The following is a 25,356-nucleotide window of genomic DNA, read 5'->3' as shown; positions in this document are numbered from 1 at the left end:
AAGCTGGTTGATCACGCAACGATCTGGTGTCGACCTGGCCGGATCCGGCTCCTCCGTTCGCGATACGTCCAGGTCAGACGTAGCGTTCCCGCGGGTCCGTGACGTCTGGCACAGGCCCTTTCCGGCGGGGGATCCCCCGACCGATGTCCTCCGGAGGTCCGTCCCGTGGCAGTACCGAGTTTCCTGGCCCGAGATCGCATCGTGGCCCGTCCCGGCTTCAACCGCTGGCTGATCCCGCCGGCCGCGCTCGCCGTGCACCTGTGCATCGGCCAGGCGTACGCGACGAGTGTCTACAAGACCGCGCTCGTCGAGCACTTCGACACGAGCCTGACCGCGATCGGCATCATCTTCTCGATCGCGATCGTCATGCTCGGCGTCTCCGCCGCCCTGTTCGGCACCTGGGTGGACCGCAACGGTCCCCGGGCGGCGATGTTCACCTCCGCGGTCTTCTGGGTCTCCGGCTTCCTGGTCGGCGGTCTGGGCATCGAGACCGGCCAGCTGTGGCTGCTCTACCTCGGCTACGGCGTCCTGGGCGGCATCGGCCTGGGCATCGGCTACATCTCGCCGGTCTCCACGCTGATCAAGTGGTTCCCCGACCGGCCCGGCCTGGCGACCGGCATGGCGATCATGGGCTTCGGTGGTGGCGCGCTCATCGCCTCGCCGCTGTCCCGCCAGCTGATGAACTACTACGACCCCGCGTACGACGGCACCGCGGGCACCGTGCCCAACGGGGAGGCCGTCGCGGCGCTGTTCTTCACGCTGGCCGCGGTCTACCTGGTCTTCATGATGTTCGGCGCCTTCATCATCCGGGTGCCGGCCGACGACTGGCGGCCTGACGGCTTCGACCCGTCCTCGGTCAAGAAGAAGGCCCTGGTCACCACCGAGAGCGTCTCGGCCAACAACGCCATCAGGACCCCGCAGTTCTGGCTGCTGTGGACGGTGCTCTTCTGCAACGTCACCGCGGGCATCGGCATCCTCGAGCAGGCCGCGCCGATGATCCAGGACTTCTTCCGCAACGGGGAGACCTCCACGGTCGCCGCCGCCACGGCCGCCGGCTTCGTCGGCCTGTTGTCGCTGTTCAACATGGGCGGCCGCTTCGTGTGGTCCTCGACGTCGGACTTCATCGGCCGCAAGCCGATCTACATGGTCTACCTGGGTGTCGGCGCCGTCCTGTACATCGGGCTGGCCACCATCGGCAGCACCGCCACCTGGCTGTTCGTGCTGCTCGCGGCGGTGATCATCTCGTTCTACGGCGGCGGGTTCGCCACGGTCCCGGCCTACCTGCGCGACCTGTTCGGCACCTACCAGGTCGGCGCCATCCACGGCCGGCTGCTGACCGCGTGGTCCGCAGCCGGTGTGGCCGGTCCGCTGATCATCAACGGCGTCCTGGACACCCAGGGCACCCCCGGCCAGCTGGTCGCGGCGAACTACCGCCCGGCGCTGTTCATCATGGTCGGCCTGCTGGTCATCGGCTTCATCGCCAACCTGCTGGTCCGCCCGGTGGCCAGCAAGTGGCACGAGCCGAAGGCCACCTCCCCCGCCACAGCTCGCGCCGACACGGAACGGAGCGCCGTCCGATGAGCCACTCCGCCACCGACGACCGGCAGCCCACGCACACCCCGGTGGGGCTGATCGCCTTCGCCTGGACCCTGGTGGGCGTGCCGCTCGCCTACGGGCTCTACAACACGATCAAGGCCGCCAGCGCCCTGTTCGGCGGCTGAGTCCACCAGCACACGCACCGCGCCCCCGTCCGGATCTCCGGACGGGGGCGCGGTGCTGTGTCACGGTCGTCCTACCGGACGACACCGCGGCCGGGTGCCGTTCCCCTCGTCCGCTGAGCCCTCCCCGTGTCCCCGCCGGGGACCCTCCGGGCCCCGCGCCGGGTCCACCGCGGGTCGGTCCCGACGTCTGTCAGGTGCCGCGGCGCAGTGCCGCCAACGGGAGGTGTGCCGAGAGGTCGGCGCGGTTGCCGCTGGCGCTGACCCTCCCGTCGGCGACCGCCCGTTCCCAGGTGAGCTCCCCCGTCGCCAGCCGCAGCCAGGTGGCGGCGTCGGTCTCCACGACGTTGGGCGGCGTCCCGCGGGTGTGCTGCGGCCCGGGCACCAGCTGGACGGCGACGTGCGGGGGCACCCGCAGCTCGACCGAGCGGCCGGGCACCTGCTGGGCCAGCCAGCGGGCCGTCGTCTTCACCGCCGCACCCAGCACCGACCGCGGGGGCTGCTCGGCCTCCCCCGCCAGCCAGGCCCGCACCGGGTCGACCGCGGCCCGCAGCTCGTCGGCCGGGATCGGCTGGGCCGGCATCAGCTGGTCGGGACGGTCCCCGCCGGGACGCTGCCCACGGTCGCCTCCGGGGTGCCGAACAGGGCCGGCAGCGTCGCGCTCCAGGCGGCACGCAGCTCGGCCAGCGGCAGCTCCGCGACGCCGTCGACGGCGAGCACGGCCTCTGGACCGTTGCCGCCCGTCGTCCCCAGCTCGGTGACCAGGACACCGGCCCACTCGGCGGTGGCCCGCACGGCCTCCGGGTCGGTCGTGGTGACGACGACGCGTGCGGCCGACTCGCTGAACAGCGCGGTGAACACGTCGCCGTCCAGGGTCAGCCGCGCGCCCGTGCCGTACCGCAGCGCCGACTCGGCCAGCGCCTGCGCCAGGCCGCCGTCGGCGAGGTCGTGCGCGGAGGTGACCAGGCCCTCGCGGCCGAGCGCGGCGAGCAGCTCGCCCAATGCCTTCTCGGCGGGCAGGTCGACCGCCGGCGGCCGGCCGCCGAGGTGGCCGTGGACGACGCTCGCCCAGGCGGAACCGCCGAACTCCGGCCGCGTGACCCCGAGCAGCAGCACGGTCTCCCCGGGCGTCCGCCAGCCGGTGGGCACGCGGGTCCGGACGTCCTCGTGCACGCCCAGGACGCCGATGACCGGGGTCGGGTTGATGGCGACGTCGCCGGTCTGGTTGTAGAGGCTGACGTTGCCGCCGGTGACCGGCAGGCCCAGGTCGCGGCAGGCGTCGGCCAGGCCGCGGACGGCCTCGGCGAACTGCCACATGACCTCGGGCTCCTCCGGGGAGCCGAAGTTCAGGCAGTTGGTGACCGCCAGCGGGCGGGCGCCGCTCACCGCCACGTTCCGGTAGGCCTCGGCGAGGTTGAGCTGCGCGCCGGTGTACGGGTCCAGCCGGGCGTAGCGGCCGTTGCCGTCGAGGGCGAGCGCGATGCCGCGGGAGGTCTCCTCGTCGATGCGCACCACGCCGGCGTCGTCGGGCTGCGCGAGCACGGTGTTGCCGCGGACGTAGCGGTCGTACTGCTCGGTGACCCAGGTCTTGTCCGCGCCGTCGGGGCTGGCGACGACGGCCAGCCAGTGCGCGGCGAGCTCCTCGGGGGTCGCCGGGCGGGGCAGGGCGGCCGGGTCGTCGGCCTGCAGGTCGTCGAGGTCGGCCGGGCGCTGCATCGGCCGGTCGTACACCGGACCCTCGTGGGCGACGGTCCGCGGCGGGACGTCGACGATGCGCTCACCGTGCCAGTCGACGGTCAGCCGGTCGCCGTCGGTGACCTCACCGATGACGGTGGCCAGCACGCCCCACCTGCGGCAGACGGCGAGGAAGGCGTCGACCTTCCCCGGCTCGACGATGGCGCACATGCGCTCCTGCGACTCGCTCATCAGGATCTCGGCCGGCGTGAGCGTGGAGTCGCGCAGCGGGACGGCGTCCAGGTCGACGTGCATGCCGCCGGTGCCGGCGCTGGCCAGCTCGCTGGTCGCGCAGGACAGCCCGGCGCCGCCGAGGTCCTGGATGCCGGTGACGAGGTCCTCGCGGAAGATCTCCAGGCAGGCCTCGATCAGCAGCTTCTCGGTGAACGGGTCGCCCACCTGCACGCTCGGGCGCTTGGCCGGCCCCTCCTCGTGGAAGGTCTCGCTCGCCAGCACCGACACGCCGCCGATGCCGTCGCCGCCGGTGCGCGCCCCGAAGAGGACCACCTTGTTGCCCACGCCCTCGGCCTTGGCCAGCCGGACGTCCTCGTGCCGCATGACACCGACGCACAGCGCGTTCACCAGCGGGTTGCCCGCGTAGCAGGCGTCGAAGAGCAGTTCACCGCCGATGTTGGGCAGGCCCAGGCAGTTGCCGTAGCCGCCCACGCCGGCGACGACGCCGGGCAGCACGCGCGCGGTGTCGGGGGCGTCCGCCGGACCGAAGCGCAGGCTGTCCATGACCGCGACCGGGCGGGCGCCCATGGTGAGGATGTCGCGCACGATGCCGCCGACCCCGGTGGCCGCGCCCTGGTAGGGCTCGACGTAGCTGGGGTGGTTGTGCGACTCGACCTTGAAGGTCACCGCGTAGCCATCGCCGACGTCCACCACGCCGGCGTTCTCGCCGATGCCCACCAGCAGGGCCTCGCTGCGCGGCAGGTCGCCGAAGCGGCGCAGGTGCACCTTCGAGCTCTTGTAGGAGCAGTGCTCGCTCCACATGACCGAGTACATGGCCAGCTCGGCGGTGGTGGGCCGGCGGCCGAGGATGTCGCGGATCCGGGCGTACTCGTCGGACTTGAGGCCCAGCTCGCTGTAGGGCTGCTCGAGGTCCCGCGTCCGTGCGGCGAGCTCGACGGTGTCGAGCTGGTGCGACAGCGGGCCGGGCCCGGTGTCGAGGTCGCTGAGTCCCTGCGTCATGCGCTGACGACCGCCTTCAGGACGCTGGTGAAGAACCCGAGGCCGTCGGTGCTCGGGCCGGTGAGGTCCTCGACGGCGTGCTCGGGGTGCGGCATCAACCCGACGACCCGGCCGTTCTCGCTGGTGACGCCGGCGATGTCGCGCATCGAGCCGTTGGGGTTGCCCTCCACGTAGCGGACGGCGACCCGGCCCCCGCCCTCGACCCGGTCGAGGTCCGCCGGCGCGGCCACGTAGCGGCCCTCGCCGTTCTTCACCGGGACGACGATCCGCTGGCCGGCCTCGTAGTCCTGCGTCCACGCGGTGTCCGCGCGCTCGATGCGCAGCGCCTGGTCGCGGTTGCGGAAGTGCAGGTGGCCGTTGCGGGTGAGCGCGCCGGGCAGCAGGCCGGCCTCGCAGAGCACCTGGAAGCCGTTGCAGATGCCCAGGACCGGCATGCCCTGACGGGCCCGGTCGACGACGTCCTGCATCAGGGGCGCCCGCGCGGCGATGGCGCCGGCCCGCAGGTAGTCGCCGTAGGAGAAGCCTCCGGGCAGGACGACGGCGTCGACGTCCTTGAGGTCGTGGTCGTCGTGCCAGAGCGCGACGGCCTCGGCCCCGGCCAGGCGCACCGCGCGGGTGGCGTCGACGTCGTCCAGGGAGCCCGGGAAGGTGATGACACCGATGCGCACGGAGGGGGTTCTCCTCAGTCGGTCGGGAGGTGGAGCTCGACGTCCTCGATCACCGGGTTGGCCAGCAGCGTCTCGGCGATCTGCTGCAACTCGGCGCGGTCGGGGGTGCCCTCGACCTCGAGGACGAAGTGCTTGCCCTGGCGGACGCTGCGGACGCTGTCGTGGCCGAGCCGACCCAGCGCTCCCAGCACCGCCTGACCCTGGGGGTCGGAGATCTCCGGCTTCAGCACGACGTCGACGACCACCCGAGGCACGCGGTCGAGGGTACCGGGGTGGCGCGGGCCACTGACCGGAGCGCGGGTGAGGCCGGTCTCGTGCGCTCGCCCTCCCCGTCGAGATCGCGCGATCTCACACTGGTCGAGCCACGTGACGTGCGAGATCACGTGACGTCGTCAACGGAGGGCTCGGCGGATCTCGGCGATCACCCCGTACGGCCGGCCGATGACGTCGGCGGAGGTGAACCGCAGGACCGTCCAGCCCGCGGCGACGAGTCGGTTCCGGCGGCGGAGGTCGTCGACGAAGACGTCCCGGTCGCGATGGACGTCGCCGTCGAACTCCACGAGCACGCGCCGGTCGGGCCAGGCGAGGTCGGCTCGGCCGAGGAAGCCCCCAGCCTCGTCCCGGACGACGTACTGGAGGTCCGGTGCGGGCAGGCCGGCCTCGTGGAGGATCCAGCGCAGCACCGACTCCATCGGCGATTCGGCGCGGGGATCCCCCACCGGGAGCACCTCTCGCGCCCGTGCACAACCGCGGCCGGTGGGTCGGCGGGCCAGCTGTTGCGCCAGGTCGCCGCGGGAGCAGAGTCCGTCGAGCAGCTGGTCGGTGACCGCGAGGAGCGCTGCTGGTGGGAGCACTCCGGCCAAGTCCCGCCAGGTGCGGGCGGGCGAGGTCACCGGCATCGACCCACGGCGGACCACCTCCTCGTCACCCAACGGGATGCGATGGATCTGCCGATCCCGCCGGCTCTCCGCCCGCCCGGCCGCCGGCAGGGTGAGGTCCACCCGCCGGTCGTCGCGGTTCTCGAGCGGGATCTCGACCTCCCACACGGCGGCAGCGGTCCGATGACTGGCGACCGCCCCGGGCGGCGCGGTCAACAGCACGGCGGCCAGCCGAGCGCACGCGGCGTGGCCCATCGAGACAGGCAGGTAGGTGTCCCGCGAGAGGCGGAGCATTCCGGGCTGCCGGAGATGCCGGTCGTCGAGCCCCGCAGCACGAGCGGCCGCTCGGGTCACGGGTCCGGTGATCTGACGACGAGGTCGGCGCTGCACCCGGGCACCTTGCCGGTGCGAGGCGCTCACCCGCTCCCGCTGTCCACAGGCCAGTCGAGATCGCGCGATCTCGCACGTGCAGGGGCCGGAACAGTGCGAGATCGCGCGATCTCGACGGATAGGGGGGCCCGAGGTCAGCCGGCCTGCAGCAGGGACCACACCGCCTCAGGGGCCTCCCAGTGGGCGTTGTGGCCGGCGCCCGCGACGAGCACCGCGGCCGGGTCCACCCGGCGCATCGCGTCGAGGCCCACCATCGGGTCGGTCGCCCCCGCCGCCAGCCGCAGCGGCGCGACCGAGCGGCGCAACACCTCCTCGACCGGCGGGCCGACGGCGGTGAACGCCCGGGGGTCCAGTGCCGCCACGAAGCCGCCGTCCACCTCGCGGACACCCGCGGCGGCCACCTCGGAGGACGGGTCCACGAGCCCGGTCAGCCCGGCCAGCCGCAGGTGCCGGTCGGCGGCCTCGGCGGCGGTCGGGAACACCTGCGGCGGTCGGGCGGCCAGCGACCGGGCGCGGCTCACCTCGTCGTCCGTCCAGTCGATCTTGACGCCGAGCGCCACGACCCGCGCCACCTCCACGCCGTACCAGCCGCCGCCGAGCACCGCGCCCACCACGCCGCCGAACGAGTGACCGAGCACGGTGACCCGTGCGGCGCCCGACTCCGCCGCCAGCACCGCCACGTCCGCGGCGTGCACCGCGTAGCCGTACGGCGGTTCGGCGAGCGACCGGCCGTGCCCACGCAGGTCCGGCACGGCCCAGGGGCCGCGCCACGACGCCTCGACCAGCGGCAGCAGCCGGTCCCACACCGCGCCGGTGGCGCCCAGCCCGTGCAGCAGCAGGAGCAGGTGGTCGCCCGTGCCGCCGGAGCGGTACGCCGTCCCCGAGCGCGTCACGGCCACGTCAGCGGAAGGCGGTGCCGGTCAGGCGCTCGTAGGCGGTCACGTAGCGCTCGCGGGTCGCTTCCACCACGTCGGCGGGCAGCTCCGGCGGCGGGGACACGCGGTCCCAGCCGGACGACGTGAGCCAGTCGCGGACGTACTGCTTGTCGAACGAGGGCTGCGCGGCCCCGGGCGACCACAGCGTGGCCGGCCAGAAGCGCGAGGAGTCCGGCGTGAGCACCTCGTCGCCGAGCACCAGCCCGCCGTCCGGGTCGAGACCGAACTCGAACTTCGTGTCGGCGAGCACGATCCCGGCCTCGAGCGCGATCTCCGCACCGCGCCGGTACAGCGCCAGCGTCAGCTCGCGCAGCGCCTCGGCCCGCTCGGCCCCGACCGCGGCGACGACGGCGGCGAAGTCGATCGCCTCGTCGTGCTCGCCCTGCTCGGCCTTGGTGGACGGCGTGAACACCGGCTCGGGCAGCCGCGAGCCCTCGACCAGCCCGGCCGGCAGCGGGACGTCGCGGATGGACCCGGTGCGCTGGTACTCGACCGTGCCGGAGCCCGAGAGGTAGCCGCGGGCCACGCACTCCACCGGCAGCATCTCCAGCCGGCGCACCAGCATCGCCCGCCCGGCGACCTCGGCCGGGACGTCGCTGGCCGACACCAGGTGGTGGGTCGCCCCGTGTTCCTCCAGCACCGGCGCCAGCTGGTCGAACCACCACACCGACAGCTGCGTGAGCACCCGGCCCTTGTCCGGGATGGGCGTGGGCAGCACGTGGTCGTAGGCGGAGATCCGGTCGGAGGCGACGAGCAGCAGCCGGCCGGGGGCGGCGGGGGTGGAGGCGTCGTAGACCTCCCGGACCTTGCCCCGGGCGATGAGTGGCAGGTCGAGGACGCTCACGACAGCGCGGCGAGCCGGTCGAACAGCGGACCCAGGTTGGCCACGTACCGCTCCGGCCGGCAGATCTCGTCCAGCCGCGCCTCGTCCAGCGTCACCCCGGCGTTCGCCGCGCGCTTGCGCAGCGTCTCGCGGAACGGCGTCCCGCTGTTCCAGGTCTCCATCGCCGCGGATTGCACCAACGCGTAGGCGTCCTCGCGCGAGGCCCCGCCCTCGACCAGCTGGAGCAGCACCGAGGAGGTGTAGATCAGCCCACCGGTCGACTCGAGGTTGGCCCGCATCCGGTCGGCGTCCACCACGAGGTCCGCCACCAGCCCGGTGGTCAGGTGCAGCAGGTAGTCGGTGGTGATCGCGGCGTCGGGCAGGAACACCCGCTCGGTGGAGGAGTGCGAGATGTCGCGCTCGTGCCAGAGCGGGATGCCCTCCATCACCGGGACGACGGCGGCGCGGACGACGCGGGCCAGGCCGGCGATGCGCTCGGAGCGGATCGGGTTCTTCTTGTGCGGCATCGCGCTGGAGCCCTTCTGGCCCGAGCCGAACGCCTCCGACAGCTCCCGCACCTCGGTGCGCTGGCCGTGCCGCACCTCGAGGGCCACCGTCTCGCAGACGGTGGCGATGATCGCCAGCGCCGCGACCCACTCGCTGATCGAGTCGCGCAGCACCACCTGGGTGGAGGCGTCGGCGGGCCGCAGCTCCAGGGCCTCGGCGACGGCGACCTCGACCGACGGGTCGATCAGCGAGTACGTGCCGACGGCGCCGGAGATGGCGACGACGCCGACCCGCTCGCGCGCGGCCCGCAGCCGGTCCCGCGAGCGGGCGGCGGCGAAGGCGATGTCGGCGACCCGGTGGCCCCACACGTCGGGCTCGGCGTGCACGCCGTGGGTGCGGCCGACCTTGATGGTGTCGCGGTGGGCGAGCGCGTGGTCGCGCAGCACCGCCACCAGTCGGTCGAGCCGGGCCAGCAGCAGGTCGGTGGCCTCGGTCAGCTGGACGGCGAGGGCGGTGTCCAGCAGGTCCGAGGAGGTCATGCCGTGGTGGACGTAGGCGGCGGCCGACCGGGGTTCGGTGTTGTCGGCCCACGCCGTGAGGAAGGCGATGACGTCGTGCTGCGTCGTCTCCTCGATCTCGGCGACCCGCTCCGGCGTGGGCGGCGGCGCGTCACGCACGGGTTGCACCACCTCGGCGGGCACCCGCCCGGCCGCGGCGTGCGCCTCGAGGACGAGGGTCTCGACCCGGCACCACAGCTCGTACTTGTGCTGGTCGCTCCAGACCCGCCCCATCTCGGGCAGGGTGTACCGCTCGATCATCGGGGTACCGCCCGCCACTCGTCAGCTCGTCGCACCACGTGCCCCAGTCTCCCGCAGGCGAGATGCTGTCGGCGACGGCCCCTACTGCTCACCGGAGGAACCGATGCTGCGACGGGGCACCCACCTGCTGGCGCGGGCCCGCGAGCGCATCCGCGCGGCCCGTGAGAACGACCCGCACGCGTGGCCGCTCCGCTCGCACCCGCACGGTGACGACCACGAGGACGAGCACGAGGACGAGCACGAGGACGACCAGGACCTCCACGACTCCACGGACGACGACGCCGAGGCGAGCCGGCCTCCCCTCGGCAGCCCCGAGCCGGGAGCGCCGGACCTCGACGGCCCCCTCGGGCCGGGCGGCGTCAGCGGGCCGCCGGCCGGAGGGCGGCAGCGCCGCGGACGCCCCACCCGGAGACCCGGGACGCCCGAGGACGAGGTGCCCCGCGGGCTGCGGGTGGCCGCCGCCTGGTCGTGGCGGCTCATCGTCGTCCTGGCCGGTCTCTACGTGCTGCTCTACGCGGCCGCCTACGTGGCCGTGGTCGTCATCCCGGTGATGGTGGCGCTGCTGCTGGCCGCACTGCTGCAGCCGGGCGCCACCGCGCTGATCCGGCACGGCTGGCCGCGGTCGCTCGCCGCCCTGACCATGCTGCTGGTCGGGCTGACCGTGGTCGCCGGGATCATCACGCTCGTCGTCCAGCAGGTCACCGCCGGGTTCACCGACCTCGCCGACCAGGTGAACCAGGGGCTCACCCAGATCCGTGACTTCGTCGTGGACACCCTCCCGGTCTCCCAGCGGCAGATCGACGAGGGCCTCACCGCCTTCCAGGACTTCGTCGCCGGCAACCAGGAGGAACTCGCCTCCGGAGCCCTCGACACGGTGGGCACCGTCGGCGAGGTCTTCACCGGCGTCGTGCTGTCGCTGTTCACGCTGTTCTTCTTCCTCAAGGACGGCCGGTCCATCTGGCTCTGGCTGGTCGGCCTGTTCCCGCGCGACGCCCGTGCCTACGTCGACGAGGCCGCCCGCCGCTCGTGGCGCACGCTGATCTCCTACGTGCGGGCCACGGTCGCCGTCGCCCTGGTCGATGCGGTCGGCATCGGCACCGGGCTGGCGATCCTGGGCGTCCCGCTGGTCATCCCGCTGGCCGCGCTGGTGTTCCTGGGGGCGTTCATCCCGATCATCGGGTCGTTCCTGGCCGGGTCGGTGGCCGTGCTGGTGGCGCTGGTCGCCGTCGGCCCGATCAAGGCGCTCATCGCGCTGGCCATCGTGGTCGCGGTCATGCAACTGGAGGGGCACGTCCTGCAGCCGCTGCTGCTGGGCAAGGCCGTGCACGTGCACCCGCTCGCCGTGGTGCTCGCCATCGCCGCCGGACTGCTGGTCGCGGGCATCTTCGGTGCACTGATCGCGGTGCCGGTCGTGGCCTGCGCCAACGTGGCCGGCAGCTACCTCTCGCGTCGGCACGACGGCCCGCGCCCACCCGAGCCGCGCCCGGAGCGCGCCCGGCCGGCGGTCACGGCGCAGTAGGGAGGGCGATCCGCCCCTCGACGGCCGCCAGCGCGATGTCGGTGCGCCAGTGCGCGTCGGCCAGCCGCACGCCGGCCACCCGCTCGTAAGCCCGCTGCCGGGCCGCGGCGAGGTCGGCGCCGACGGCGGTCACGGCCAGCACCCGCCCACCGGCGGAGCGGACGGTGCCCTCGGCGTCCACGGTGGTGCCCGCGTGCAGCACCCCGTCGGCGTCGGCGCCGGTGACCGGGTCGCCGGTGCGCGGCCGCTCGGGGTAGCCCGGTGCCGCGACGACGACGGTGACCGCGGCCCCGTCGCGCCAGCGCAGCGCCGGGTGGTCGGCCAGCGTGCCGGTGGCCGCAGCGTGCAGCAGACCCCCCAGCGGCGTCTCGAGCAGCGGCAGCACGACCTGGGTCTCCGGGTCGCCGAAGCGGGCGTTGAACTCCACCACCCGCACCCCGCGGGAGGTCAAGGCCAGCCCGGCGTAGAGCAGTCCGGAGAACGGCTCGCCGCGGCGGCGCATCTCGTCCACCGTCGGCTGCAGCACGGTGGCCAGCACCTCGTCGACCAGGGCCGGCGGCGCCCACGGGAGCGGCGCGTAGGCCCCCATCCCGCCGGTGTTGGGCCCGGCGTCGCCGTCGTCGCGGCGCTTGGCGTCCTGGGCGGGCAGCAGCGGCAGCACCGTCGTCCCGTCGGTGACGGCGAACAGCGACACCTCCGGGCCGTCGAGGTACTCCTCGACGAGCACCGCGCCGCCGGCATCGAGCACGCGGTGCCCGTGCGCCACGGCGGCGCCCCGGTCGGTCGTGACGACGACGCCCTTGCCGGCGGCCAGCCCGTCGTCCTTGACCACGTACGGTGCCCCGGCCTCGTCCAGCGCGGTCTCCAGCTCGGCCGGCCCGCCGACGGGCCAGGACCGGGCGGTCGGGACGCCCGCGGCGGCCATCACGTGCTTGGCGAAGGACTTGCTGCCCTCGATCTGCGCGGCCTGCTCCGACGGGCCGAAGCAGGCGATGCCGGCGTCGCGGACGGCGTCGGCCGCACCGGCGACCAGCGGCACCTCGGGGCCGATGACGACCAGGTCCGCACGCCAGGCGGTGGCCAGCGCGGCGACGGCGACCGGGTCGGCGACGTCGACCGCGGCCGGCTCGGCGATCGCCCGGGTGCCGGCGTTGCCCGGCGCGCAGGCCAGCGCGGTCACCGCGGGGTCGGAGGACAGAGCGACGCACAGGGCGTGCTCCCTGGCACCGGAGCCGATCACGAGCACGCGCACGGAGCCCGACGCTACCGAGCGCGCGACTCGCTGGAACGGCCACCCTTCAGGGGCCCGCGCCGAGCTCGCGAGGCGTGGGGGGAAGGGTGGTCCTTCTACGGTTCGGCTGGGAGCGGTAGGAGCGGTGCAGCGCGCGGACGCGGGCGTGCTCGGCGGCCCGGGCGCGAGCGTCGGAGCGCAGCGCCTGGCGGTGCGCCTCGGCCTGCAGCTTGCGCCAGGCGGTGTAGCGGGCGGGGTCGAGCCGGCCGTCGTCGATCGCGGCGGCCACCGCGCAGCCGGGCTCCGTGCGGTGCGCGCAGTCGCGGAACCGGCACGCGGCGGCCAGCTCGGTGACGTCGGCGTACGCGGTGTCGACGCCGGCGTCGTCGACCAGGCCGAGCTCGCGCATCCCCGGGGTGTCGACGAGCAGGCCGCCGCCGGGCAGCAGGTGCAGCTCGCGCGCGGTCGTGGTGTGCCGGCCGCGGCCGTCGGTCTCGCGGACCCCGCGGGTGGCCGCCACCGCCGTCCCGGCCAGGGCGTTGGCCAGGCTGGACTTGCCGACGCCCGACGGGCCGACCATCGCCGCTGTCCGCCCGGGGCCCAGCAGCGCCCGGACGGCGTCCACCCCTTCCCCCGTCACCGAGCTGACGGCCACGACCTCGACGCCCACGGCGTCTTCGGCCACGGCGGCGAGCGCCGCGGGGACGTCGTCGCACAGGTCGGCCTTGGTGAGGACGACGACCGGCGTCGCGCCGCTGCCCCAGGCGACGGCGAGGTAGCGCTCCACCCGGCGCAGCCGCGGCGCCGTGGTCAGCGCGTCGACGACGAGCACCAGGTCGAGGTTGGCCGCGACCACCTGCTCGGCCGACGTCCGCCCGGCGACGACGCGGGTGAACGCCGTCCGGCGGGGCAGCACCGCGACGGCGAGCTCCCCGCGCAGCGCCACCCAGTCGCCGACCGCCGGCCCGGTGTCCTCCAGCAGCGCCGCGGCGGGGTGCACCCGCAGCTCGCCGTCGGCGGTCAGCACGGTCAGCCGGCCGCGGTCGACCCGTGCGACGCGGCCGGGGCGGGCGCCCGGCGGCAGCTCGGCGTCGAGCGCCGGCACCCAGCCCAGGAGTGAGATGTCCATCACGTCGGCATGGTCCCGCGCAGGTCAGGACGGTGTCCTCCGAATTGTGGGCGACCAGTCGGCGCGCGTTCGCGTCATGGACACCTGGCTCAGGTGTTGTAAAGGGCATGCGCGCGATCGCGTCGCCGGCAACGGTCCCGGCGACCCGCCCTGCCCGTCCCGTCATCGTGGGCCACCGCGGAGCCCCGGCGTACCGGCCCGAGCACACCGCGGCCAGCTTCGAGCTCGCCATCGACCTCGGCGCCGACCTCATCGAGCCCGACGTCGTCGTCAGCCGGGACGGCGCGCTCGTCGTCCGGCACGAGAACGAGCTCTCGCACTCCACCGACGTCGCCGACCACCCCGAGTTCGCCGACCGGCGCACCACCCGCGCCGTCGACGGCCGCGAGCGCACCGGCTGGTTCACCGAGGACTTCACCCTCGCAGAGCTGCGCACGCTGCGCGCCGTCGAGCGGATGCCGGCGCTGCGCCCGTTGAACACCACCTACGACGGGCGGGCCGGGATCCTCACCCTCGCCGAGGTCGTGGCGATCGCCCGCCGGCGTTCGACCGCGTCCCGGCAGGTGCGCGTGCTGGCCGAGCTGAAGAAGCCCAGCTGGTTCGACCACGAGGCGGGCGTCCCCGTTCCCGAGCTCGTCGCCGCCGAGCTGCGCCGCCTCGACGCGGCCCGGCCCGACGGGACCGTGGTCGTGCAGTCCTTCGATGCGGCCGCGCTGCGGCAGCTGCGGGCCGACCTCGGTGACCGCGGGCCGACGATGCTGCAGCTGGTCGACGACGCCGGCACCGACGACCAGCTGGTCACCCCGTCGGGCCTGCGCGAGGTCAGCACCTATGCGCAGGGCATCGCCCCGAGCCGGCACCGGATCCTGCTGCGCGACCCGGACCAGGAGATGACCGGCATCTCGGACCTCATCGCCCAGGCCCACCGCGCCGGGCTCGTCGTCGTGCCGTGGACGCTGCGCCCGGAGAACGCCTTCCTGCCCCAGCACCTGCGCCGCGGCGAGGCCGCGAGCGGCACCGGGGACATGCGCACCGAGGCCCGCCTGCTGCTGGCCCTCGGCGTCGACGGGCTGATCACCGACGCCCCCGAGATCGCGGTCGCCGCGAGGCAGGAGCTGTACACCTCGCGGTCCTCCCGGACCGCACCGCGGTCAGCAGCCGTCCCCGACCTGCGCTGAGCCCAGGCCCTCCGGCCCCGTCCCGGGTCGGCCCCGTCCAGAGGCTCACCGCCAGTTTGCAAGCGGTGAGGAGGACGGGGTCCTCCTACTGCGAAGGTTGGGTGGGAGGGGTCCTCTCTCACTCGATCAGGTCGTGCAGGACGACGTTCTCGTCGCGGCCGGGGCCGACGCCGATCACGCTGATCCGCGCGCCGGAGAGCTCCTCGAGCCGGCGCACGTAGGCCTGCGCGTTGGCCGGCAGCTCGTCGAAGGTCCGGCAGTTCCGGATGTCCTCGAACCAGCCCGGCATCTCCTCGTAGACCGGCTTGGCGTGGTGGAAGTCCGTCTGCGTCATCGGCATCTCGTCGTGCCGGACGCCGTCGACCTCGTAGGCCACGCAGATCGGCACCGTCTCCAGCCCGGAGAGGACGTCGAGCTTGGTGAGGAAGTAGTCGGTGATGCCGTTGACCCGGCTGGCGTAACGGGCCACGACGGCGTCGAACCAGCCGCAGCGGCGGTCGCGGCCGGTGGTGACGCCGACCTCACCGCCCTGCTTGCGCAGGTAGTCGCCCCACTGGTCGTGCAGCTCGGTGGGGAACGGCCCGGAGCCGACACGGGTCGTGTAGGCCTTGAGGATGCCGACCACCCGCTCGATGCGGGTGGGGCCGATGCCCGAGCCCGCCGCCGCGCCACCGGCGGTCGGGGACGACGACGTGACGAACGGGTACGTGCCGTGGTCGACGTCGAGCAGGGTGCCCTGCGAGCCCTCCAGCAGCACCCACTCGCCGGCGTCGAGGGCGTTGGCCAGCAGCAGCCGGGTGTCGGCGATGCGGTGCTCGAGCTCGCGGGCGTAGTGCGAGTACTCCTCCACCACCTCGTCGACGTCGATCGCCTTGCGGTTGTAGACCTTGACCAGGACCTGGTTCTTCTCCTCCAGCGTGCCCTCGAGCTTCTGCCTGAGGATCGACAGGTCGAGCAGGTCCTGCACCCGGATACCGGTGCGGGCGACCTTGTCGCCGTAGGCCGGGCCGATGCCGCGGCCGGTGGTGCCGATCCGGCGCTTGCCGAGGAACCGCTCCGTGACCCGGTCCAGTGCCCGGTGGTGCGGCATGATCAGGTGCGCGTCGGCCGAGATGACCAGCCGCGAGGTGTCCACGCCGCGCTCCTCGAGACCGGCGAGCTCGCCGATGAGCACCTCGGGGTCGATGACGACGCCGTTGCCGATGACCGGCGTGCACCCGGGCGTCAGGATCCCCGACGGGATGAGGTGCAGCGCGTACCTCTCGCCGTCCGGCGTGATCACCGTGTGCCCGGCGTTGTTGCCGCCCTGGTACCGGACGACGTACGGAACCCGCCCCCCGAGCAGGTCGGTGGCCTTGCCCTTGCCCTCGTCGCCCCACTGGGCGCCGATCAGCACGACTGCCGGCATCTCGCTGTCGTCCCCCTCGGACTCGTCACCGGCGGTCGACCGGCTGGCAGGTGGCAGGGTATCGGCATGCCCCTCGTCGAGTTCGACCTGCGCGGTCTCGCGCCCGGTTCGGCGCCGGCGCGCGAGGACGTCGCACCGGCGGCCGAGGCCGGCGCCCTGCTGGTGAGGGGGCCGGTGCCGGCGCTCGCCGCGGTGCTCACCACGCTGTGGAAGGCCGGGCGGACCGCCGACGTCCCCGTCTCCTGGGAGCCCGCCGGCGACGGCGACTCCACCGCCCTGGCCCGCGCGCTCGGCATCGGCACCGGGGCCGCCCGGGAGCTGGGCCTGGTGCGTGACGACCACGGCGGCGTGCTGATGCACCACGGCCGCCTGGAGGCGGCCGGGGACGACCGGCGCCGCCCGCTGGCGCGGCGGCTGGGCGCGCAGGCGCACCACGACGCCGCCAAGATCGCCGACGGGCAGATCACCCGCATCGACGTCCGGCCCGACTGGCGGGCCGTGGACACCCTCGACGTGACCGTCATGACGCTGCCGCTGCGGCCCGGCCGCCGCACCCGGGGACGGGCGGTGCAGATCGCCAGCGACCCGGCCCGGGTCGTCCGGGACGGCGTCCCGTACCCGCGGCCGGTCGACCGCTGGACGTGGTACGCCGACGACCGCGTGCGCTGGCGGCTGCAGCCCTGAAGAAGGGACCCCGTCCTCCTCACCGTGGAAGGACCCCGTCCTCCCCACCCTTCGCACGCTCAGGGCGGTGCCCGGGACGGGGCCGCGGCGAGCCTCTGGACGGGGCCTCCCCGGGACGGGACCGCCCTCAGGTGAAGATGCTGACCCCGCCGGGCCCCACGAGCAGGCCCACGATGATCAGCACGATCCCCCACAGCAGCTGCCTGCGGACGATCGCGACGATGCCGGCGACCACGAGGACGACGGCGAGGATCCAGAGAAGGGTGGCCATACGGCACCTCCGGGAACGGGCGTCCGGACCGGACGCTGGGTACGGAGAGTAAACGATCTCCAGCCGTTCCCGCCGGTCCTGCGTTCTCCCATCACGGAGGGTGAGGTCAGGCTGCGGGGCGTCCCAGCCGCGCGCGGAGGTCGACGTGCCAGTCCACCTGCACCCGCCGGCCCACGTGCCCGCACGGCCGGACCAGGTCGAAGCGGGTGAGGACGGCGCCGGAGTCGGCCCACAGCAGCGCCAGGTGCCCCGGGGTGGGCCGTGGCTCGTCGGGGTCGAGGGCGAGCTGCAGCTGGCGGCTCGGGTCCTGCCGGTAGAAGGCGCGCAGGCCGTCGGTGGCCGCGGCGGGCAGCTCGCCGTCGTCGGAACGCCAGACCCGCAGCACGTCCGTGGGGGTGCGCAGGATCAGCCCGCTCATCGGCAGGCCCAGGTTGTCGGTGCCGGCGTCGAGGAACTCCAGCTGGCGGACCTGCAGCGGGTCGGAGAGCTCGTCGGGGCCGGCGCCCCACGGTCGCAGCAGCTCCATCGCCTCGCGACGGACCAGCTGGTGGTCCAGGTGCCGGTCGGCGGTCGGGTTCCAGCCCTGCTGCGCGTGGATCGCCGCGCTGACCGCGACGCCGGCCGACAGCGCCTCGTGGACGGCGAGCAGCAGCGGTCGCAGGCGCGCGGTCACGGCGGCGGGTGAGTGGTCCACGGGAGCAGTGTGCGGGTCGGTGCCGACGTCCCCCGGAGGGCATTGGGGGCGTCCTGCGCGGATTGCCGGTGCTGCAGCCCCGGCAATCCGCGAGGAACGCCCGCACTGTGCTCTCTAGGGCGCGAGGGTGGGGTCGCAGTCGCGCAGCAGCTGGGTGCAGCGCTCCTGCTCGTCGGTCTCGCCGATCGCCTCCGCGGCGCGGGCCAGCACCGTCACGCAGCGCAGGAAGCCACGGTTGGGCTCGTGCGACCACGGCACCGGGCCGTAGCCCTTCCACCCGTTGCGGCGCAGGGCGTCGAGGCCGCGGTGGTAGCCGGTGCGGGCGTACGCGTACGCCTCGATGACGTCGGTGAGCACCTGCTCCGGACGGTCGATCGCCTCCTCGGCCAGCGCCGCCCACGCCGCGCTCACCGTGGGGTGGTGGGCGGCGACCTCGGCCGGCGGGTCCCCGGCCGCGAGCTCGGCGTCGGCCTCCGGGTTGCCGGGCAGCAGCGTGGCCGGCGGCTCGCCGAGGAGGTTGTGGTGCGGGTGTCCCATCAGGCGCTCTGCGACTGGCCGGCCGACAGCAGGTCCTCGCACGCCTCGACGATGCGCGCGGCCATGTTGGTCTCGGCGAGCTTCATGTAGGTGCGCGGGTCGTAGGTCTTCTTGTTGCCGACCTCGCCGTCGACCTTCAGCACGCCGTCGTAGTTGGTGAACATGTGGCCGACGATCGGCCGGGTGAAGGCGTACTGGGTGTCGGTGTCGATGTTCATCTTCACCACGCCGTAGGAGAGGGCCTCGCGGATCTCCTCCTGCGTCGAGCCCGAGCCGCCGTGGAAGACCAGGTTGAACGGCTTGGCGCCGTCCCCGAGGCCGAACTCCTCGGCGACGACGTCCTGGCCCTCCTTGAGGATCTCCGGGCGCAGCTTGACGTTGCCGGGCTTGTAGACGCCGTGCACGTTGCCGAAGGTCGCCGCGAGCAGGTACACGCCCTTCTCGCCCAGGCCGAGGGTCTTCGCGGTGGCCACGAAGTCGCCGGGGGCGGTGTAGAGCTTGTCGTTGATGTCGTGCGAGACGCCGTCCTCCTCGCCGCCGACGACGCCGATCTCCACCTCGAGCACGATCTTGGCGGCGGCGCACTTCTCGATGAGCTCCGCGGCGATCTGCAGGTTCTCGTCGAGGTCGATGGCCGAGCCGTCCCACATGTGCGACTGGAACAGCGGCGCCTGGCCGGCGTCGACCCGGTCCTTGGACAGGGCGATGAGCGGGCGCACGTAGGCGTCGAGCTTGTCCTTGGGGCAGTGGTCGGTGTGCAGCGCGACGTTGACCGGGTACTTCTCGGCGACGACGTGCGCGAACTCGGCCAGCGCGACGGCGCCGGTGACCATGTCCTTGACCCGGGTGCCCGAGCCGAACTCGGCGCCGCCGGTGGAGACCTGGATGATGCCGTCGCTGCCGGCGTCGGCGAAGCCGCGCAGCGCGGCGTTCACCGTCTCCGACGAGGTGCAGTTGATCGCCGGGTAGGCGAAGCCGCCCTCCTTGGCCCGGTTGATCATGTCGGCGTAGACCTCGGGGGTCGCGATGGGCATGCGGGGCACTCCTTGCGTCGGTGGCGGCGCTGGTCCGGCGGCCAGTATCGCGCCCGGCTCCACCGCGGCGACACCCGCTACTCGGCGGTCTCCGGTCCGACCTGCAGGCCGAGAGCGGTCACGAGCACCACGGCCTGCCCGCCGTCGACCCGGGCGCCGGTCAGCTCGACCTCCCGCGGGTCCAGCGCGGACAGGTCGCTGCCGCGCAGGTCGGCGCCGGAGAGGTCGGCACCGGACAGCTGCGCGGCGGAGAGGTCCAGGTCCCGCAGCGCCGCCCCGGCCGCCCGCACGTCCGTGAGGTCGGCCTCGCGCATCCGCACCCCGCTGAAGCGCGCACGCGACAGGTCCGCGCGCCGGAGGACGACGAAGGACCAGTCGCCGCCCTCGACGGTGGCCAGGTCGAAGGTGCAGCGGTCGAAGGTGCTGCCGACCAGCTTGCAGTCGGTGAAGACGGCCTGGGCGAACGAGCAGCCGGTGAAGGTGCAGTTCAGGAACGCGGCGTCGGTGTGCCGGCTGAGGGTGAACCGGCAGTCCCGGAAGACGCATCCGGTGAAGACGGCGCCGTCGTCCGTGGTCTCGGACAGGTCGACCCGGCTGAAGGTGACCCCGGTGTGCTGCTGGCCGGAGAGGTCGTCGCCGTACCAGTCCTGGTCGCGGACGTCGGTGGAGTCGGCCACCTCAGCCCTGCTCCACCCGGCTGGCCACCCGCGCGGCGACCACCACCGGGTCGTACACCGGCGAGAACGGCGGCGCGTAGGAGAGGTCCGAGCCGGCGAACTCCTCGGCGGTCAGCCCCGCCCAGATGGCGGTGGCCAGGACGTCGATCCGCTTGCCGGAGCCCGGCCCGCCGACGACCTGGCCGCCGAGCAGCTGCCCGGAGCCGCTGTCGCTGACCAGCTTGACCGTCATACCCGCGGCGCCGGGGAAGTAGCCAGCCCGCGTCGTCCCCTCGATCGTCTCGGTGCGGAAGTCGTACCCGGCGGCCTCGGCCTGCCCGCTGCACAGCCCGGTGCGCCCGATCTCCAGGTCACCCACCCTGGTCAGCGCGGTGCCCAGGACGCCGGCGAAGCGGGCCGCCTGCCCGCCGATCACCGAGCCGGCCACCCGCCCCTGCTTGTTGGCGTGCGTGCCCAGCGCGACGTGCACCGCCTCGCCGGTCAGCCGGTGGAAGGTCTGGCTGCAGTCGCCGGCGGCGTAGACCGTCTCGTGCGAGCGGCTGCGCTGCGTGCGGTCGACCTCGACGGCCCCGGTCTCGCCGATCCGCAGGCCCGCGGCGCGGGCCAGCCCGACCTCGGGGCCCATGCCCAGCCCGAGGACGACGAGGTCGCAGGGGTAGCTGCCGGCGTCGGTGGTGACCGCCCGTGCCGCGCCGTCCGGGCCGGTGTCGATCGCGCGCACCGGCTGGCCGGGCTGCACGTCGAGGCCCATGTCCCCCATCGCCTTGCAGACCCGCTCACCCATGTCCCGGTCCAGCAGCGACATCGGCAGGTCGTCGGCGAGGACGACGGTGACCTGGAGGCCGCGGGCCTGCAGCGCCTCGGCCATCTCCAGGCCGATGTAGCCCCCGCCCAGCACGACCGCCCGGCGAGCGCCGGCGGCGACCGCGGCGCGGATGTCGGCGCCGTCGGCCAGCCGGTGCACCCCGTGGACGCCGGGCGCGTCCAGACCGGGGACGTCCGGGCGCAGCGGGCGACCACCGGTGGCGACCACCAGCCGGTCGAAGCCGAGCGTCTCACCGGTGCCGGTGCGGACCGTGCCGGCGTCGAGGTCGAGCTCCTCGGCGCGGGTGCCGGTGCGCACCTCGATGTCGCGGGCGGCGAACTCCCGCGGCGTGCGGGCGATCAGCTCGTCGCGGTCCTCGACGACGTCGCCCACCCAGTAGGGGATGCCGCACGCCGAGTACGAGACCTCCGGGCCCTGCTCGAGGACGGTGATGGCGAGGTCCTCGGCCGGCCGCAGCCGCCGGGCCGCCGCGGCCGCGGACATGCCGGCGGCGTCCCCTCCGACGACGAGCAGCCGCTCTGCGCTCATGACGCCAGACTGTCACGCCTCCGCTGCACCGTGCCGGGGCGAGCAGGCCGGATGAAGGCCCGGGCTACTCCAGGCCGAGGTCGGCGAGGGTGAACGCGGCCCGGTACTCCAGGCCCGCCGCCTCCACGGCGGCCCGCCCGCCGCGGTCCACGACGACCGCCACGGCGACCGGCTCGGCGTCGGCCTCGCGCAGCGCCTCGACGGCGGTCAGCGGGCTCGACCCGGTGGTGGAGACGTCCTCGACCACGAGGACGGCGCGGCCGGCGACGTCGGGCCCCTCGATCCGCCGCTGCAGCCCGTGCGACTTGCCGGTCTTGCGGACGACGCACGCGTCGAGGAAGCCCTCCCCGGCCGCCGCGGCGTGCAGCATCGCCGTCGCCACCGGGTCGGCGCCCAGGGTGAGCCCGCCGACGACGTCGTAGCGCAGGTCGCGGGTGAGCTGGCGCATGACCCGGCCGACCAGCGGGGCGCCCTCGTGGTGCAGCGTCAGCCGGCGCATGTCGATGTACCAGTCGGCCTCCTGCCCCGAGGAGAGCGTCACCCGCCCGTGGACGACGGCGAGGTCGACGACGAGCTCGAGCAGCCGGTCACGGTCGGGCAGGGCAACTGGGGCCGTCATGGCGCCGACCCTAAGAGGACCCCGTCCTCCTCACCGCTCGCAAGCTCGCGGTGAGCCTCTGGACGGGGCCACGGCGGGCCCCTGGGGAGGCCGTTCCAGCACGCTCAGGCGGGCGGGGTGAGCACCTGGTCGAGGACGTAGACCGTGGCGTTCAGGGTGGGCAGGTTGCCGCAGATGACGGTCGCGTCGGCGGCGCCCAGCAGGGTCTGGTCGGCGCTGACCGTGAAGACCTCGCCGGCCCCGTCGATGGTGACCTGGCCGCCGTCGAGGGTGGTGTGCGTGCCGGCCAGCTCGCCGGGCTCGAGCCGGCCGGCGATGACGTGGTGGGTGAGCAGGGAGGTCAGCCGCGGGGTGTCGGCCAGCAGCGGGTCCAGCGTGGCGGGCGGGACGGCGGCGAATGCCTCGTTGACCGGGGCCAGCACGGTGAGGTCCGGGGTGGCGTCGAGGGACGCGGCGAGCGCGGCCGCGTGCACGGTGGCCAGCGTGGTGGTCAGCCCGGGGACGGTCGACATCGCGGTCGCGGCCGGGGCGGCGGCCAGGGCGGCCGGGCTGCCGGGGCCCTCGGGCGGGAGTGCGGCACAGCCGGGGCCGAAGGGGCCGGTCGGCGCGGGCGGGGTGGTCTGCGGTGCGGGCGTGGTCGTGGGAGCGCTGCTCGCCGCGGCGACGTCGTCCGCGGGCCCGTCGGAGCCGCAGCCGGCCAGCGGGAACGCCAGCACGGTCGCGGCGGCGAACACGGCGCGGCGGGTCGGGGTGCGCGTCACGGGGCGGGGCTCCTTCGTCGGGTGCCCCGCCATCATCCCCGGCGCCGCGCGGCACATCCGGTAACGGCGCGACAGCAGCCCGACACACGGCCGCGGGCCGCCGTCCCCGTGGACGACGGCCCGCGGCCGGCTTCTGGGAGGGGTCCTCGTTCAGCCCGCGGCCGGGGCGAGCACCTGGTCGACGATGTAGACGGTGGCGTTCGCCGTCTGGACGTTGCCGCAGATGACCGAGGCCGGGGTGCCGGTCACGGTCTGGGCGACGGTGAAGTCCTCGCCGGAGCCCTCGATGGTGACCTCGTCACCGCCCAGGGTGGTGTGCGTGCCGGCCAGCTCGTCGGGGGCCAGGCGACCCTCGATGACGTGGTGGCTCAGGATCGCGGTCAGCTGGGCGTTGTCGGCCAGCACCGCCTGCAGCGTGTCCGGCGGGATGGCCTCGAAGGCCGGGTTCGCCGGGGCGATCACGGTGACGTCCTGGGCGCTGTTGAGGGTGTCCACCAGGTTGGCCTGCATGACGGCCTGGACCAGCGTCGACAGCACCGGGTTGTTGCTGGCGGCGGTGGCGACCGGGTCGTCGGTCATGCCGGTGAAGGAGCCCTCACCGTCGGCCGGGACGGCGGCGCAGCCCTCGCCGAAGGGCTCCTCGGAGGACATGCCGCTGTCGCTGGACGCCGACGAGCTGCTGCCGCCCATGGCGTCCTCGCCGGCGCTGCTGGCGGCGCTGCCTGCGCTGCCCGCGGCGTCGGCCGCGGTGTCCTCGGCGCCGCAGGCGGTGATGCCCAGTGCGAGGGCCGAGACACCGGTGAGCAGGGCGGTGCGGGGGAGGGTGCGCTTCACGTGGATCTCCTTGGTCGTCGTGCTCGGTTCTGGCCCTGTCCCGGAGAGCGGGGCGGGGCCGCGCCTGCGGCCGGCGGCCGAGACGAGTCCTGGAGGTGGTGGGTCAGGTTGCGGTGACCCGGATGGAGTGCAGTCCGCTGGACCCGTCGGGGAAGGGCTCGGCCCGCTCCCCGGTCTGCACCTCGCCCTCGGCGCTGGTCGCGCGGACCGTGAGCTGGTACGAGCCGGGCCCGAAGTCGTGGGGCAGCACCCACTGCCGCCACAGGTCGGCGTCCACCTGCGGGGAGAGCTGCGCCGGCAGCCACGGCCCGTCGTCGACCCGGACCTCGACGGCGCTGACACCGCGGGTCTGTGCCCAGGCCACGCCGGCGATCGGACGGCGGCCGGCCGGGAAGCGGCGCAGCGGGGCGGGGGTGTCGATGCGGGAGGCGACCTTGATCGGCGCCTGCGCGGCCCAGTCGCGTTCGGTCCAGTAGGCGTCGAAGGCGCCGTAGGTGGAGGCCTCGATGCCGGTCATCCACTTGCAGGCCGACACGTAGCCGTAGAGCCCGGGGATGAGCATGCGCACCGGGAAGCCGTGCTCGACGGGCAGCGGCTCGCCGTTCATCCCGAAGGCGATCATCGCGTCCTCGACCTCGAGCGCCGCGCGGGCCGGGGCGCCGATGGTCATGCCGTCCGAGGAGCGGCAGACCAGCTGGTCGGCACCGGACCGGATGCCGTTCTCGCGGAGGAAGGCCCCCAGCGGGATCCCGAGCCAGCGCGCGGTACCGGCCAGCCGGCCCCCGACCGTGTTGGAGACGCAGGTCAGGGTGGTGTCGCGCTCGATGACGTCGTCGCGGCCGAGCAGGTCGTCGAGCGTGTAGGTCCGCGGTGAGTCGAACATCCCGGTGAGCGTCAGCCGGTAGTCGGCGGGGCTGATCTGGGGCACCGTGATCGCGGTGTCGACCCGGTAGAACTCGCGGTTCGAGGTGAACAGCGGCGTCAGGCCCTCGACCTGCGGGGCGAGGTCGGCACCGGCGGGCAGCGACGCGGCCGGAGACGCCGGCGCCGGGAGGGTGAGGTCGGCGCGCGCACCGCCGACGTCCAAGCGGCGCAGCAGCAGCCGGCCCGCACCGCCGGTGACGACGGCGGCACCGGCGGCGGCACCGCTGGTGAGGAAGAACCGCCGGCGGTCGAGGCCGGCGCCCTTGCGGTCGCCGGAGCCGAGGGCGGTCTGCAGGCGCTCGGCGAGCGGGGCTCCGTCGTCGGGACGGGGATCCGTGGTGCCGGCGGACGGCACGGTGAGCGGGGCCAGCAGCGCGAGCAGCGCGACGATGCCCGCGCCGGCGCCGAGGAGGGCCGGCAGCGCGTCGAGGGGGCCGCCGGCGGGGCCGGTGACCGCCGCGGTGGCCCCGACCAGACCGAACAGCGCGATCCCGACCACCCCGACCGCCCGGCGGCGCAACGCCAGGACGCCGACGACCGCCGCGTAGACCGCGACGACCACCAGCGTGCCGACGACGAGGGCTGTCTTGTCGTGCTGGCCGAAGGTCGCGATCGCGAAGGCCTTGACCGGCTCCGGGACGAGGGTGATGACCGTGTCGCCGACGGCGACGACCGGCGAGGACTGCGGACCGACGAGGCCGGCGACGAGCTCGGCTCCACCCAGCGCGACACCGGCGGAGAGCAGCCCGGCCGCGGCGGCCGGCGGACGGCGCCCGCGGCGACGCGGTGCGTCCGGGCCGGTCGCCGCGGCCGGGATCTGCTCGGTGGTGGTCACGA

At 74.4% G+C, this 25,356-nt stretch carries 26 protein-coding genes; 5 read left to right on the top strand and 21 right to left on the bottom strand.

Annotation, left to right across the window (positions count from 1 at the left end):
* Window positions 1-165: 165 nt before the first annotated feature.
* Together ACWIX7_RS14840 and ACWIX7_RS14835 are read left to right on the top strand one after the other, a co-directional pair.
* Window positions 166-1,581: an OFA family MFS transporter gene (locus ACWIX7_RS14840; protein ID WP_448617217.1), complete on the top strand. Its 1,416-nt coding sequence runs from the start codon at window positions 166-168 to the stop codon at window positions 1,579-1,581.
* Window positions 1,578-1,721: an MFS transporter small subunit gene (locus ACWIX7_RS14835; RefSeq protein ID WP_448617216.1), complete on the top strand. Its 144-nt coding sequence runs from the start codon at window positions 1,578-1,580 to the stop codon at window positions 1,719-1,721. Before ACWIX7_RS14840 ends, ACWIX7_RS14835 begins: the two co-directional genes overlap by 4 nt.
* Window positions 1,722-1,911: 190 nt before the next feature.
* Here the strand turns inward: ACWIX7_RS14835 and ACWIX7_RS14830 are convergent, their stop codons facing one another.
* The 8 genes from ACWIX7_RS14830 to purB form a co-directional block, all read right to left on the bottom strand.
* The gene (locus ACWIX7_RS14830) at window positions 1,912-2,301 is read right to left on the bottom strand and encodes a sterol carrier family protein (RefSeq protein WP_448617215.1); all 390 of its coding nucleotides are present in this window, start codon (window positions 2,299-2,301) and stop codon (window positions 1,912-1,914) included.
* Window positions 2,301-4,646: a phosphoribosylformylglycinamidine synthase subunit PurL gene (gene purL, locus ACWIX7_RS14825; protein ID WP_448617214.1), complete on the bottom strand. Its 2,346-nt coding sequence runs from the start codon at window positions 4,644-4,646 to the stop codon at window positions 2,301-2,303. Before purL ends, ACWIX7_RS14830 begins: the two co-directional genes overlap by 1 nt.
* Entirely contained in the window at window positions 4,643-5,314 is a 672-nt protein-coding gene (purQ, locus tag ACWIX7_RS14820) for a phosphoribosylformylglycinamidine synthase subunit PurQ (RefSeq protein WP_448617213.1), read from the bottom strand. The genes purL and purQ overlap by 4 nt, the downstream gene beginning before the upstream one ends.
* A 14-nt stretch (window positions 5,315-5,328) precedes the next feature.
* The gene (gene purS, locus ACWIX7_RS14815) at window positions 5,329-5,568 is read right to left on the bottom strand and encodes a phosphoribosylformylglycinamidine synthase subunit PurS (RefSeq protein ID WP_448617212.1); all 240 of its coding nucleotides are present in this window, start codon (window positions 5,566-5,568) and stop codon (window positions 5,329-5,331) included.
* A 138-nt stretch (window positions 5,569-5,706) separates the two neighbouring features.
* The gene (locus ACWIX7_RS14810) at window positions 5,707-6,486 is read right to left on the bottom strand and encodes an endonuclease domain-containing protein (RefSeq protein WP_448617211.1); all 780 of its coding nucleotides are present in this window, start codon (window positions 6,484-6,486) and stop codon (window positions 5,707-5,709) included.
* A 230-nt stretch (window positions 6,487-6,716) separates the two neighbouring features.
* Complete coding sequence (locus tag ACWIX7_RS14805) at window positions 6,717-7,481, bottom strand: alpha/beta fold hydrolase (RefSeq protein ID WP_448617210.1); 765 nt, start codon at window positions 7,479-7,481, stop codon at window positions 6,717-6,719.
* Between the two features lies 1 nt (window position 7,482).
* Window positions 7,483-8,361 (bottom strand): phosphoribosylaminoimidazolesuccinocarboxamide synthase, encoded by an 879-nt coding sequence (locus tag ACWIX7_RS14800; RefSeq protein WP_448617209.1) that lies wholly within the window; start codon window positions 8,359-8,361, stop codon window positions 7,483-7,485.
* Window positions 8,358-9,683: an adenylosuccinate lyase gene (gene purB / locus ACWIX7_RS14795; RefSeq protein ID WP_448617208.1), complete on the bottom strand. Its 1,326-nt coding sequence runs from the start codon at window positions 9,681-9,683 to the stop codon at window positions 8,358-8,360. Before purB ends, ACWIX7_RS14800 begins: the two co-directional genes overlap by 4 nt.
* 85 nt (window positions 9,684-9,768) lie before the next feature.
* Between purB and ACWIX7_RS14790 the strand changes: the two genes are divergently transcribed.
* Window positions 9,769-11,184: an AI-2E family transporter gene (locus ACWIX7_RS14790; protein ID WP_448617207.1), complete on the top strand. Its 1,416-nt coding sequence runs from the start codon at window positions 9,769-9,771 to the stop codon at window positions 11,182-11,184.
* On the opposite strand, the gene purD is transcribed toward ACWIX7_RS14790, so the two are convergent.
* Both purD and rsgA read right to left on the bottom strand, forming a co-directional pair.
* Window positions 11,171-12,436 carry a phosphoribosylamine--glycine ligase gene (gene purD / locus ACWIX7_RS14785; protein ID WP_448617206.1) on the bottom strand — a complete coding sequence of 422 codons (1,266 nt, stop codon included), beginning with the start codon at window positions 12,434-12,436 and terminating at the stop codon, window positions 11,171-11,173. The genes ACWIX7_RS14790 and purD overlap by 14 nt on opposite strands.
* Before the next feature lie 46 nt (window positions 12,437-12,482).
* Window positions 12,483-13,544: a ribosome small subunit-dependent GTPase A gene (gene rsgA / locus ACWIX7_RS14780; RefSeq protein WP_448617205.1), complete on the bottom strand. Its 1,062-nt coding sequence runs from the start codon at window positions 13,542-13,544 to the stop codon at window positions 12,483-12,485.
* Between the two features lie 107 nt (window positions 13,545-13,651).
* Between rsgA and ACWIX7_RS14775 the strand changes: the two genes are divergently transcribed.
* Window positions 13,652-14,722: a glycerophosphodiester phosphodiesterase family protein gene (locus ACWIX7_RS14775; protein WP_448617204.1), complete on the top strand. Its 1,071-nt coding sequence runs from the start codon at window positions 13,652-13,654 to the stop codon at window positions 14,720-14,722.
* Window positions 14,723-14,840: 118 nt separating this feature from the next.
* Here the strand turns inward: ACWIX7_RS14775 and ACWIX7_RS14770 are convergent, their stop codons facing one another.
* The gene (locus ACWIX7_RS14770) at window positions 14,841-16,130 is read right to left on the bottom strand and encodes an adenylosuccinate synthase (protein ID WP_448617203.1); all 1,290 of its coding nucleotides are present in this window, start codon (window positions 16,128-16,130) and stop codon (window positions 14,841-14,843) included.
* A gap of 66 nt (window positions 16,131-16,196) precedes the next feature.
* Here ACWIX7_RS14770 and ACWIX7_RS14765 point away from each other — a divergent pair, with 66 nt between their 5' ends.
* On the top strand, window positions 16,197-16,814 hold the full coding sequence (locus ACWIX7_RS14765; protein WP_448617202.1) for a hypothetical protein: 618 nt from the start codon (window positions 16,197-16,199) through the stop codon (window positions 16,812-16,814).
* Window positions 16,815-16,941: 127 nt separating this feature from the next.
* Here the strand turns inward: ACWIX7_RS14765 and ACWIX7_RS14760 are convergent, their stop codons facing one another.
* The 10 genes from ACWIX7_RS14760 to ACWIX7_RS14715 all read right to left on the bottom strand — a co-directional run bounded on the left by ACWIX7_RS14760 (window position 16,942) and on the right by ACWIX7_RS14715 (window position 25,354).
* A complete protein-coding gene (locus ACWIX7_RS14760) occupies window positions 16,942-17,085 on the bottom strand; it encodes a GPGG-motif small membrane protein (RefSeq protein WP_165965732.1) in 144 nt (47 codons plus the stop codon).
* A gap of 106 nt (window positions 17,086-17,191) precedes the next feature.
* The gene (locus ACWIX7_RS14755; protein ID WP_448617201.1) at window positions 17,192-17,779 is read right to left on the bottom strand and encodes a hypothetical protein; all 588 of its coding nucleotides are present in this window, start codon (window positions 17,777-17,779) and stop codon (window positions 17,192-17,194) included.
* A 114-nt stretch (window positions 17,780-17,893) separates the two neighbouring features.
* Complete coding sequence (locus ACWIX7_RS14750) at window positions 17,894-18,316, bottom strand: DUF3151 domain-containing protein (protein ID WP_448617200.1); 423 nt, start codon at window positions 18,314-18,316, stop codon at window positions 17,894-17,896.
* Entirely contained in the window at window positions 18,316-19,350 is a 1,035-nt protein-coding gene (gene fbaA, locus ACWIX7_RS14745; RefSeq protein WP_448617199.1) for a class II fructose-bisphosphate aldolase, read from the bottom strand. Before fbaA ends, ACWIX7_RS14750 begins: the two co-directional genes overlap by 1 nt.
* Before the next feature lie 77 nt (window positions 19,351-19,427).
* Entirely contained in the window at window positions 19,428-20,027 is a 600-nt protein-coding gene (locus ACWIX7_RS14740) for a pentapeptide repeat-containing protein (RefSeq protein ID WP_448617198.1), read from the bottom strand.
* A gap of 1 nt (window position 20,028) precedes the next feature.
* On the bottom strand, window positions 20,029-21,381 hold the full coding sequence (locus ACWIX7_RS14735; protein ID WP_448617197.1) for an FAD-dependent oxidoreductase: 1,353 nt from the start codon (window positions 21,379-21,381) through the stop codon (window positions 20,029-20,031).
* Between the two features lie 64 nt (window positions 21,382-21,445).
* Window positions 21,446-22,000: an orotate phosphoribosyltransferase gene (gene pyrE / locus ACWIX7_RS14730; RefSeq protein WP_448617196.1), complete on the bottom strand. Its 555-nt coding sequence runs from the start codon at window positions 21,998-22,000 to the stop codon at window positions 21,446-21,448.
* 104 nt (window positions 22,001-22,104) lie between these two features.
* Complete coding sequence (locus tag ACWIX7_RS14725; RefSeq protein WP_448617195.1) at window positions 22,105-22,761, bottom strand: fasciclin domain-containing protein; 657 nt, start codon at window positions 22,759-22,761, stop codon at window positions 22,105-22,107.
* Window positions 22,762-22,911: 150 nt separating this feature from the next.
* Window positions 22,912-23,595, bottom strand: coding sequence for a fasciclin domain-containing protein (locus ACWIX7_RS14720; protein ID WP_448617194.1), 684 nt, complete (start codon window positions 23,593-23,595; stop codon window positions 22,912-22,914).
* A gap of 103 nt (window positions 23,596-23,698) precedes the next feature.
* Window positions 23,699-25,354: a molybdopterin-dependent oxidoreductase gene (locus tag ACWIX7_RS14715; RefSeq protein WP_448617193.1), complete on the bottom strand. Its 1,656-nt coding sequence runs from the start codon at window positions 25,352-25,354 to the stop codon at window positions 23,699-23,701.
* Window positions 25,355-25,356: the final 2 nt, after the last annotated feature.

Source organism: Geodermatophilus sp. URMC 65 (genome assembly GCF_053502545.1).
This window is presented reverse-complemented; position numbering and strand designations above follow the sequence as displayed.